At 34.4% G+C, this 9,996-nt stretch carries 16 protein-coding genes; 3 read left to right on the plus strand and 13 right to left on the minus strand.

Annotated elements, in window-relative coordinates:
* Positions 1-32: 32 nt before the first annotated feature.
* From C5F47_RS05135 to C5F47_RS05170, 10 genes are all read right to left on the minus strand, one after another.
* Positions 33-1,481, minus strand: a complete 1,449-nt coding sequence (locus C5F47_RS05135; protein ID WP_425489572.1) for an amidophosphoribosyltransferase — start codon at positions 1,479-1,481, stop codon at positions 33-35.
* 542 nt (positions 1,482-2,023) lie between these two features.
* Entirely contained in the window at positions 2,024-2,293 is a 270-nt protein-coding gene (locus C5F47_RS05140; protein ID WP_179360045.1) for a hypothetical protein, read from the minus strand.
* Positions 2,294-2,351: 58 nt separating this feature from the next.
* Complete coding sequence (locus tag C5F47_RS05145) at positions 2,352-2,858, minus strand: dihydrofolate reductase family protein (protein ID WP_179360046.1); 507 nt, start codon at positions 2,856-2,858, stop codon at positions 2,352-2,354.
* 253 nt (positions 2,859-3,111) lie between these two features.
* Complete coding sequence (locus C5F47_RS09775; RefSeq protein WP_281361061.1) at positions 3,112-3,246, minus strand: hypothetical protein; 135 nt, start codon at positions 3,244-3,246, stop codon at positions 3,112-3,114.
* A gap of 5 nt (positions 3,247-3,251) precedes the next feature.
* Positions 3,252-5,429: a phosphoribosylformylglycinamidine synthase subunit PurL gene (purL, locus tag C5F47_RS05150; RefSeq protein ID WP_179360047.1), complete on the minus strand. Its 2,178-nt coding sequence runs from the start codon at positions 5,427-5,429 to the stop codon at positions 3,252-3,254.
* Positions 5,426-6,106: a phosphoribosylformylglycinamidine synthase subunit PurQ gene (gene purQ / locus C5F47_RS05155; protein ID WP_179360048.1), complete on the minus strand. Its 681-nt coding sequence runs from the start codon at positions 6,104-6,106 to the stop codon at positions 5,426-5,428. The genes purL and purQ overlap by 4 nt, the downstream gene beginning before the upstream one ends.
* 68 nt (positions 6,107-6,174) lie before the next feature.
* Positions 6,175-6,435, minus strand: a complete 261-nt coding sequence (gene purS, locus C5F47_RS05160) for a phosphoribosylformylglycinamidine synthase subunit PurS (RefSeq protein WP_179360049.1) — start codon at positions 6,433-6,435, stop codon at positions 6,175-6,177.
* A gap of 139 nt (positions 6,436-6,574) precedes the next feature.
* Entirely contained in the window at positions 6,575-6,787 is a 213-nt protein-coding gene (locus C5F47_RS09665; protein WP_246271035.1) for a hypothetical protein, read from the minus strand.
* Positions 6,788-6,796: 9 nt separating this feature from the next.
* On the minus strand, positions 6,797-6,922 hold the full coding sequence (locus C5F47_RS09780; RefSeq protein WP_281361062.1) for a hypothetical protein: 126 nt from the start codon (positions 6,920-6,922) through the stop codon (positions 6,797-6,799).
* Between the two features lie 78 nt (positions 6,923-7,000).
* A complete protein-coding gene (locus C5F47_RS05170) occupies positions 7,001-7,156 on the minus strand; it encodes a hypothetical protein (protein ID WP_179360050.1) in 156 nt (51 codons plus the stop codon).
* A gap of 93 nt (positions 7,157-7,249) precedes the next feature.
* Here C5F47_RS05170 and C5F47_RS05175 point away from each other — a divergent pair, with 93 nt between their 5' ends.
* Genes C5F47_RS05175 through C5F47_RS05185 form a run of 3 tightly spaced genes read left to right on the plus strand, consistent with a single transcriptional unit; the run spans position 7,250 to position 8,772 of the window.
* Entirely contained in the window at positions 7,250-7,717 is a 468-nt protein-coding gene (locus tag C5F47_RS05175; RefSeq protein ID WP_179360051.1) for a hypothetical protein, read from the plus strand.
* A 29-nt stretch (positions 7,718-7,746) separates the two neighbouring features.
* Positions 7,747-8,538 carry a twin-arginine translocase subunit TatC gene (tatC, locus tag C5F47_RS05180; protein ID WP_179360052.1) on the plus strand — a complete coding sequence of 264 codons (792 nt, stop codon included), beginning with the start codon at positions 7,747-7,749 and terminating at the stop codon, positions 8,536-8,538.
* A gap of 27 nt (positions 8,539-8,565) precedes the next feature.
* Positions 8,566-8,772: a Sec-independent protein translocase subunit TatA/TatB gene (locus tag C5F47_RS05185; protein ID WP_179360053.1), complete on the plus strand. Its 207-nt coding sequence runs from the start codon at positions 8,566-8,568 to the stop codon at positions 8,770-8,772.
* On the opposite strand, the gene C5F47_RS05190 is transcribed toward C5F47_RS05185, so the two are convergent.
* The 3 genes from C5F47_RS05190 to C5F47_RS05200 are packed head-to-tail and all read right to left on the minus strand — an operon-like array spanning position 8,769 to position 9,963.
* Positions 8,769-9,197, minus strand: a complete 429-nt coding sequence (locus tag C5F47_RS05190; protein WP_179360054.1) for an SRPBCC family protein — start codon at positions 9,195-9,197, stop codon at positions 8,769-8,771. The genes C5F47_RS05185 and C5F47_RS05190 overlap by 4 nt on opposite strands.
* A 7-nt stretch (positions 9,198-9,204) precedes the next feature.
* Positions 9,205-9,762: a UbiX family flavin prenyltransferase gene (locus C5F47_RS05195; protein WP_179360055.1), complete on the minus strand. Its 558-nt coding sequence runs from the start codon at positions 9,760-9,762 to the stop codon at positions 9,205-9,207.
* Between the two features lie 57 nt (positions 9,763-9,819).
* A complete protein-coding gene (locus C5F47_RS05200; RefSeq protein ID WP_179360056.1) occupies positions 9,820-9,963 on the minus strand; it encodes a hypothetical protein in 144 nt (47 codons plus the stop codon).
* Positions 9,964-9,996: the final 33 nt, after the last annotated feature.

The following is a 9,996-nucleotide window of genomic DNA, read 5'->3' on the forward strand; positions in this document are numbered from 1 at the left end:
CATATTTAATCAAATCTCCAAATAGGAAAATTTTAGATTTTTGCCTTTACTTGTTCACGTTTTGTAAAATCAGGTTTTATTCCCAAGGAATCATAATTTCCTGAAGAACATGTGAAACACATGGAATCTTTTGGAATTCCTACAGCATTAGCTAGATTTTCAGCGTCATTATAGCCCAAAAAGTCAACACCTATACTTTGTCTGACCATCTCAGTAATCTCATCACTAGTCATAGTTTTTCCATCAGTGTATGTGGCAAGTTCTTCTTGAGAAGGGAAATCAATTCCAGCATAACAAGGATAATTAATTTGAGGATATGTTATCAACATGCTAATTTTTTTAGCACCGGCACGACGAAGAGCCTTGATAATTGCCTTGGAGCTCGTACCTCTAACTAGACTATCATCAATTACAACTACATGTTGGTCTTTGATTATTTCGCTAATTGGGATAATCCAACGATTAATTTCAACCCTGTCACTTTGGTGAGGCTCAATGAAACTTCGCAGTGGACCTTTCTTGCTGTATCTGTCTTTTAGTAAACCCTCATCAAAAGATACGCCAAGTTCCTGAGCATATCCTAATGCAGCAGGTCTTGCCGAATCAGGAACAGGTATTACTAAATCGGCATCATTGATTGGGAATTTCTTTGCCATAAATTGGCCAATTCTTTTTCTTGAAACGTAGATATTTTTTCCCTCCATTTTACTTGAAGGATGTGCAAAGTAAGTGAATTCAAAAGAACAGTGTGCACGAGAATCATCAGTTGAAAACTTTTCAGTTTCCAAACCAGTTTTACTTAGTTTGATTAATTCACCTGGAACTACATCTCTTTGAAGTTCAGCACCAACTGCAGTAACTGCTGCAGATTCGGATGTTACAATGTATGTATCATCAGATTCCTTATGTCCTAAAACCATTGGACGAAATCCCTTAGGATCACGTGCTGCATAAACAGAATTATCATCAGAGATAAATGTGAAACAATAAGACCCAACCATCTCATTTTTGAGGATAGAAAGTGCTTTTCCCATTTCACCATTTTCAGAAATTAGCGAAACAAGACGTTCAGCTGCAACCAAAGTATCACTTGCATTTTGAGGAGTAAATGAACAACCTCCAACCAAATTAGATAATTCTTGGGCATTTGCAATGGTACCATTGTGTGCAATACAGAGGTCTTTTACTTTCAAGGGTTGGGCATTATCCAATGTGCTAGTACCCATTGTAGAATATCGGACATGACCTATGACACATGAGGATTCATACTCTTTTGCAATTTTTTTAAATTCAGATGAAGAATGTGAAACTAGTCCAACTTTTTTAAATGGAGGTTTGTTTGGGACGGCAAAACCCCAGGCTTCTTGTCCTCTGTGCTGTAAAGCACGTAAAGCATCAAAGACCATAGGAACTACATTCTTTCCAGACAAACTGTAAATTCCAACTACACCACAGTTTTCCTTGACTTTAGGCAAATCTATAGTGCCTCCAATACAGAAAATGATGAGAAAAGGTTAGAAAAAGTGTAAAACTCATCTGAAAAATCAGTCAATGCTCTCATCCCCTGATCCATAACTAACTTTGAACAATAAAAATGCTGATCACTTTATGCGATCAGAAAACAATTTTTGATTCCTGATTTTTTTCCTATTCCGATAAGTGATCAAATGATATTTGATAATGTTTTTGAGTTTATCCTCAACAGATAATTCCTCATCAACACATACAGATAGAAAATCAAGATAGTCTTTATCCAAAATATCAATTTTGATCTCCCTCATTGCAATACTTGAACCCGAATTACAGAATCATCATCAGAAATTTGTTTAGCATGAATAATACAAAATCTCATGATCTGCTTATAGGGCTTTGAGCTCCCCATCTCAAAGTGATAGAACATTACCTGAGCATAAGCTTCGGTATTGCATCCTAGCATATTGCAAATCATGAGAGAATATCTAGGATATTTTGAGCCTAAAAGAGCAGGTTATTATGAAAAACTATAGACCACCAGGCTTGTAATTTACAGATCACATATTTTAGGATCAAACAAGGTTACTTTCTGCTCAAAACATTCACTGGCAGATTCAAATCTAAAATCTTCAAAATTAACTGGACATTCCTTATTGAAAAATTCTAAACGATCTTCAATTTCTTGTTCAGTTAGGCAAGTTTGGTCGTTATCGGCAGTTTCTGCAATATCGGTTTGAGACAATACGGCGATGACAATAATCACCATTGCAGATGCAATACCAAGATTTCTCAAGAGTATTTTGTCATTACTGCCCATCATGATTCTATAATATCAACCCATTTAGAAATGTTGCAAGCCTTCAAAGAGAATTGCGGTTTTAGTTTAGAACCTTGTAATGTAAATCGACTAATTGACCATACTTTTCTGTTTTAACAAGTTCAAGCTTTGTTTCATTTTCAATACTCTGGAATAGTGAAATTCCTTTTCCTAAAAGAACAGGAATAACAGTTGTGATTATTTCATCTACAAACCCTATCTTAAGAAACGACGCAATAATTTTGGCTCCTCCAACAAGCCAGATATTTTTTCCTGCTCCGGGAAAACCATCTTTAACGAATTTTTCAATATCAGATACAAATTCCACATGGTTATCGTTATTCATACTAGTTCTACTAAAAACAAATGATTTCTTATCCTTGTATGGATATTCTCCAAATGTTAACACTTGATCATACGTAGTTTTGCCTAGCATGACAGTATCAATAGACTTGTAAAATACGTCATAACTTGATTCAGAAGATTCTGGCAACCAATCAATGTCACCATTTTCTCTTGCAATGTATCCATCCAAGCTTGTTGCAATGTAAAGCAGAACCTTTGTCATATCAAATACTATGATTTCTGAGTTATAATCTTAGATTAAATCCATGGAGGCTGACAAAGAGAATTGTTATTTTAATTCAAAACCCTTCTTCGTTTGAATTTGGTTCCCTATTGACTTGTTCAAAAGACATTTCCTTTTTTTGACAAGATTCACATTTTTCCATAATGCCAAATTGATTTTTGTACTTGCCTTTACCATCACATCTAAAACAAACCAATCTGATCTGATGAGTAGGAATACAAGTTAAGGTTTTCTAATATTTCTTGGGCTTTTTCCCTTTTTTCTTTTTTTGTTGCTCAGACTTGTATTTTTTAATACGTTCTTTTTGTTTAGCTAACTTTTCACCTTTCTGTTTTCGGTCAGATTTTTTCTTTGATTTTTCAGCCATTGATATCAAAGAGTTTTCTTACCATGAAGAACCAAATTAGGAAGGGAATGCAACCATATTTTGTGAGAGGACTCAACATCTACATTGATGATAGATTCTGAAGCATTGTTAAATTGAATTTTCTCACCTCCAAACTGACCAATTTGTCTAAAAGAAACTTTGTGGGTTTTGAGAACACTCTCAAGTTCTGAGAGATTTTTCTTCTCAAAAGATATCAGATATCTAGAATGACTTTCAGAAAACAAAATTCTATCAACGTCCAATTTTTCTCCAGGAACTTTATCCAAGGATACCTGACAACCAATTTGATTAGTCATACAAATCTCAGATGCAGCAATTGCCAATCCGCCTTTGGAGCAATCGTGAGCAGATTTTATGAGATTTTTGTCAATTATGTCAAGAACAGATTCCATATTCTTTTTTGAATCCTCAAAGTTAACTGTAGGGCATTTTCCACCCACAAATTTGTGCACATATTCAAAGTATTCAGAGCCACCAAGCTCATCTTTGGTATCACCAATAATTAGAAGACAGTCATCTTGAGAAACCCTTTGAGGTACTGATGGTTTCTTGTCAATTAGTCCAATAACGCCAATAACGGGAGTTGGTTTTATCGAGCCCTTTGGAGTCTCATTGTACAAACTGACCTTTCCGCCAACACATGGAATTTTAAAGAATTTTGCAAAATCAGTCAACCCCTTTAAGGATTCCAAAAATGTCCAGAAAATTTCAGGATCATTAGGATTGCCAAATTGAAGATGATCAAGCATTCCAATGGGTTTTGCTCCAGTGCAAACAACATTTCGACATGCTTCCTCAAAGCATCCAATTGCACCTTCACGTGGATTAATGTAACATTGTTTGGGGTTGCCATCAATTTTTGCTGAAAGATATTTCCCATTATCTAATCGAAGTACAGATGCATCAGATCCAGGTTTTACTACAGTTCTAATTCCAACCTCATGATCATATTGTCCATAAACCCAAATCTTACTTGCAATGTTTGGAGACGAAAGTAAATTCATCAAAGTTTCAGAGTAATTAGAAATGGATTCAAATTTCTTTTCAGTTTCTATAGTTTTCAAATAAGCAGGTTCCTTTGAAGGTAAATCAAGCAGTGTTGCATTTGCTACAACATCAGCAGGTAAATTCGCAACAGTGTTTTCACCTTTTTTGATGTGGACGTTATTGTCAAATTTCACATGGCCAATTACAGAGCAACCAATACGAAATTTATCACAGATTTCTTGTAATTTTGAAAGTTTCTCTTTACTGGTAACAATTAACATTCTTTCTTGGGATTCAGAAACCATAATTTCATCAGGGTGCATGTCAGACTCTCGGGTGTGAACTTTGTCAACATCCATCTCAATTCCAACTTCCATGGCATCAGCAGTTTCAGAAACGGCACAAGATAAGCCACCACCACCAAGATCTTTCATTGCATGAATAAGACCATCATTTCGAGCCTGCAAAACGGCCTCTATGATTAATTTCTCAATGAAAGGGTCAGGAATTTGAACAGCAGAACGGTCTTCAGATTCTAAAGAATCAGATGCAAATTGAGAGCCACCAATGCCATCTCTACCAGTAGAGCCTCCCATCAATACAACAATGTCGTCTTTTTCAACATGATTTTTAATCAAATTTTCTTTTTTACCAAAACCTAATGCAGCAACATCAACCATTGCATAGTTTTCATAGCATTCATCAAATTCCACTTCACCGCCAATTGTTGGAATTCCTAAACAATTTCCATAATCAGCAATTCCAGTAACTGCATTTTTGAAAAGCCATCTAGCTTGCAAATCAGTTTCAATATTTCCAAATCTTAATCCATCAAAAATTGCAATAGGTCTAGTTCCTGCAGATAAAATATCACGAATTACTCCACCAACACCAGTTGCTGCACCACCGTATGGTTCTACTGCAGAAGGATGGTTATGACTTTCAATGTGAGCAGTGACCACATATCCATCACCAACATCCAAAACGCCTGAATCATATCCTTTCTCATTAATTACAAGAGGACCATCCATTGGCAACATTTTCAAATGTTTTTTTGATGATTTGTAAGAGCAATGCTCAGACCACTCAGCAGCTACAATTTGTAATTCAGTTGAAGTGGGGTCTCTGCCAATTTTTGATTTGAGCTCAGAGAGTTCTTGATCTTCCAGACTCATTTGGCGACACCCATTTGCGTTAATAGTGATTCAAAAATTAGAGAAGAAGGTTTGTTATCAATTGGATTAATATCAGATTCAACTGCTCTTTCAGGATGAGGCATCATACCTACAACATTCCCATCCTCATTACATACGCCTGCAATTCTATTTGTAGAACCGTTTACAACTTCAGAATATCTAAAAACAATTTGGTTTTTTTCTTTTAATTTTTTCATAGTTTCATCATCAACATAGTAGCGCCCTTCACCATTTGCAATCGGGATAGGAATTTTTTCATTTAATTGGAATTGATTTGTAAACGGAGTCTTGTTATTTTCAACAATAAGATTAGTCCATTCACACATAAAATTTAGAGATTCATTTTTGAGCAAAACTCCAGGAAGTAATCCTGATTCGACTAGAATTTGAAATCCATTACATACACCCAAGACAGGAATTCCTTTTTCAGCTATTTTCTGAACATCTTTGATTATTGGACTATGTGCTGCAATCACACCTGCTCGCAGTCTGTCACCATATGAGAAACCACCAGGAAGAATTACGGCATCAATATTTTCAGGCAATCCTTTTTCATGCCAATAATATTCAGCATTAAGATGAAAAACATCAGTCAACACATGATACATATCGCGATCACAGTTACTACCTGGAAAAACTACAACTCCAACTTTCACAATTAGTTTAACATTCAGAGATGTTTATACTATATGATTAATTATTCATTTTTTACGATCAGAGTAATTTAATTTTCAAAAACATCAACAGTTACTTTACTCACCATAGGATTGTAAATTCTCAAATCATCACAAATTTCTTGAACTTTAGACTGAGCAGTTTCTTTATCGCTTTCATCGATAGTGAATTTTAGCATCTTTGCTGTTTTAATTTTTGAAACGCTCTTGTGAGTTCCTTTAAGGACTAAGTCATTTAGAATTGTTTCTCCTTCAGGATCACTGATTCCAGGCTTGTTTTCAATTGTTACATGAACATTGTAAGTTGTCATAAACAAGTTGAAAAATAGAATCGAGGTTAATCAATCTTCTGAATAATTTTGTGCTTTTATAGTTATTTTGAGATATCAATCAGGTTTCCGGATCTGAGGACTAGTGTTGTTTAGATATCTCCCAGCCCAGTTCCGGTTACTATGAATTCATGTTTTCTTTAACAAATTCAGTGTATTTTCTATAGAGACCAGATTGATAATTTGGATTCTCTATAATCAATAATTTATTTTTCAAATCTTCTTTTGATAGAAACATATCTTTTTCAAAAATCCCTTGGTCATCAAGAGTTATGCAAATATCTTGCCAAGCAAATACATCCTTTGGATTTCGATTTGCAGTTGCATAGTACACATAGAGTAATCAAAGTTTATTGTATTCATCCAAAGCCATCTCTTTTCCAAGAACATATTTTCTTTTCAAAGATTGAAAGAAAACTAGACCGTCAGAAGTTAGTACATAATCAAAGAGTTTAGGATAATCATTCACATTAATTGAATATAGAGGATTTTCTGATTTCACCGTATTAGAAATAGAGTCAATACTTGAATAATTTTCTTTTTTTGATTATGCCTTGAATTTCTTCAAACCTTCATGTACAACAAGATTTAGAACGTGTGAAAAACTGACAGATTTTGGAGATGTTTTGATCATCTTTGCTTGTATGTTTCTGAGTTTTTCAGCATTTGAAGGATTCAGCACTACTGTAATTCTTGATCCCACATAGACAATACGTCAATTTACTATAAAAAAAGACAATATTTACCAGTCACATAGAGATGGAATTTATATCAGAATAATTCTCAATATTTCATAATGGCAAAAGGTAGAATGAGATACTGGAAAATCACATCTGAAGAACTAGGCGGATATGCATATGATGAAAAAAATCTGTTAAACTGGGAGATCAAATGTGTTAGAGAACCAGAAGACGAGGCTCATTTTATCGGGGTATTCATGTATAGAAATGGAACAGCCTATGATTATGAATCAGTAAAAGGAATCTGTTATTTTCACAACAACATAGACAGAAAAGAATTACCTGAAATTACAAAATTCCTACAAAGCAAATACAACGGAAAAGAGATGGAAAAAGGAGACAGAATATTCCTTAAAGATTCAAAAGAAATCTACTCTCCCAAAGACATTGCAGAATTAGCAAAAGAAATGGAAGTGAAATTTAACACCAAAGCTATCATATCATTGGAATTTGGAGGAATTACTGCTGAAGCACTCAAAGAAGCAGGACTGCCAGAAGCAAAATTATTGCCAATTCCCACATAATTGATATAGTTTAGAATCAAAGATATCAGATGTCCGAATTGGAAGGCATTAATCAGCATCTTGAAGAATTAAGAAAACGTCTAGTTCGAATTGTTATTGTAATCGGTGGGATTGCGGCATTTTTGTTAATGTTTCATGCAGAACCAATACAAATCAATCAATTTACTTTGTATTATCCGACGCTAGAACCAACTCACAACATTGCAGCTCAGATTACAAATCACATGAGATTAAATCTTGTTCCAGAAAATGTAGATTTGATTCAAACAGCACCAGGACAAGCATTTTTTGCTCAAATGTATGTTGCAGCACTTGTAGGAGTTGTTGCAGGAATGCCTGTAATCATCAAAGAGCTTGTAGGATTTATCAAGCCAGCACTGAAAGAAAACGAAATCAACGTTAGTAGAAGTATCTCATTACCTGCTTTAGGATTATTCATTGCAGGTTGTGTATTCTCATATAATTTTGTCATCCCATACATGTTAGATTTTTTGTATAGATATGGAGAAGGGGCAGGACTCATCACTTTCCTAAACGTAATGGAATTTGTAACATTTGTATTACAATTTTTGTTAGCTTTTGGTTTTTCATTTCAACTTCCTCTTGTAATGTATGCAGTGTCTGCATCAGGAATGGTCGATGTAGATTTTTGGAGAAAAAATATCAGATATGCAATAGTAATCATAGTAATTTTTGGTGCAATAATTACTCCGGATGGAACAGGAGTCACAATGATGTTTGTTGCAGGTCCAATGATTGGGTTGTATGCTGCAGGCATGTTATTGATTGAGCGTAAAGAACGAAAAAAGTTGAACACTTAAATCTGAAATCAGCCAAGTTTGTATAATATGCTAGGAAGTACTGAGATCATCGTATTAGTAGTAGTGATTGGTGTATTGATTTTTGGTGCAAAGAAAATTCCAGAACTTGCAAAAACATTTGGTAAAGCCAAAGGAGAATTTGAGAAAGGAAAAATCGAGGCAGACAAAGATCTCAAAGAATTCAAAGATGAAATTGACGGTACATCTAAGGATAAAGAGATTAAATCTGACTAGTTTTCAGCAATTTTTACAAAATCATCTAATATCACATCATAATCATGTTTGAAATTATTTTTCCCAAACATCATCGATAATTTCATTTTCCCTTTAAATTTTAAATCAACATCCACAAGAACTTTGGTTGCGTTTTCAAGTTCAATGAATTCTTGCTTTATTTTACTTCCTTTTGCATCGCCACCAATAACAAAAATTTCATGTATGATAGGTTTTTGAGAAACGTGTTTTGCCATGATTAACAATTCCAAATCCCCCAAAATCAAATGCTCTTCAACTACAGACACTGCACCACGCATTGAGCGAACTCTAATTGAGGGATAATGTTGTGGGATTATTTTTTGATAGTTTTCAAAATCAGAGAAAATATCAAAAACACTGGTTCTATCTTTGTTAACTATTTTTTCTAAAGAAAACTTTGGCAATGGTAATTTAGAGAGTACCCCATCGAGGGTATAAATCGTGCTCTATGTTAAATTGATCTAGACATTTTCCTACACCATGATTTACAATATCATCAATAGATTTTGGTTTGGTATAAAATTCAGTTACAGGTGGCAAAATTACAATTCCCAATCTTGCAAGTTTTAACATATTCTCTAAATGGATTGCAGATAGAGGAGTTTCGCGCACCATTAAAATTAATTTTCTAGATTCTTTTATTGTTACACCTGCAGCTCGTGCAACTAGTGTATCATCATAGCCATTTGCAATTGCAGCCAACGTCTTCATGCTACATGGAGCTACAATCATCCCATCAATCCTATGAGTTCCACTAGAAACACTGGATGCCATATTTTTTTCATCAGAAGTATTAGTTGCTAAAGATTTTACATATTCAGGAGTGAATTTAGTTTCCATAGAAATGCATTTTTCACCCCATTCAGAAATTATCAAATGAGTTTCAATGTTTAATTTTTTTAAAGTTTCAAGCATTCGGATTCCATAGATTACACCAGTACTGCCAGTAATTCCAATTACAAGTTTCAATATGTTATATGGGAAACCAGAGTATTTTATGTATTAGATAGAAAGGATTGCTTACCACTAGAGGTTTTGGAATTCATCATTTTCAGCATTTTCTAATTCCCGATTTGCTTTTCTTCGCTTGTACCACATGATAATACCACCAGCAAGCATTACAGGAAGAATGATTGCACCAAGCATTTGAATTTCAAAGTGGTAAAGCATGATTCGTATCAAACGCCAATTGAGAAAAGTCTA

The sequence above is a fragment of the Nitrosopumilus cobalaminigenes genome (genome assembly GCF_013407145.1).
Classification (GTDB): domain Archaea; phylum Thermoproteota; class Nitrososphaeria; order Nitrososphaerales; family Nitrosopumilaceae; genus Nitrosopumilus; species Nitrosopumilus cobalaminigenes.

Bases quoted from the DNA above. Each gene is read 5' to 3' on its own strand.
- tatC (WP_179360052.1), top strand. From the start codon at position 7,747: ATGTCCGAATTGGAAGGCATTAATCAGCATCTTGAAGAATTAAGAAAA.
- C5F47_RS09775 (WP_281361061.1), bottom strand. From the start codon at position 3,246: ATGGCTGAAAAATCAAAGAAAAAATCTGACCGAAAACAGAAAGGTGAA.
- C5F47_RS05185 (WP_179360053.1), top strand. From the start codon at position 8,566: ATGCTAGGAAGTACTGAGATCATCGTATTAGTAGTAGTGATTGGTGTA.
- purS (WP_179360049.1), bottom strand. From the start codon at position 6,435: ATGACAACTTACAATGTTCATGTAACAATTGAAAACAAGCCTGGAATC.
- C5F47_RS05200 (WP_179360056.1), bottom strand. From the start codon at position 9,963: ATGCTTTACCACTTTGAAATTCAAATGCTTGGTGCAATCATTCTTCCT.
- C5F47_RS05145 (WP_179360046.1), bottom strand. From the start codon at position 2,858: ATGACAAAGGTTCTGCTTTACATTGCAACAAGCTTGGATGGATACATT.
- C5F47_RS05175 (WP_179360051.1), top strand. From the start codon at position 7,250: ATGGCAAAAGGTAGAATGAGATACTGGAAAATCACATCTGAAGAACTA.
- C5F47_RS05140 (WP_179360045.1), bottom strand. From the start codon at position 2,293: ATGATGGGCAGTAATGACAAAATACTCTTGAGAAATCTTGGTATTGCA.
- purL (WP_179360047.1), bottom strand. From the start codon at position 5,429: ATGAGTCTGGAAGATCAAGAACTCTCTGAGCTCAAATCAAAAATTGGC.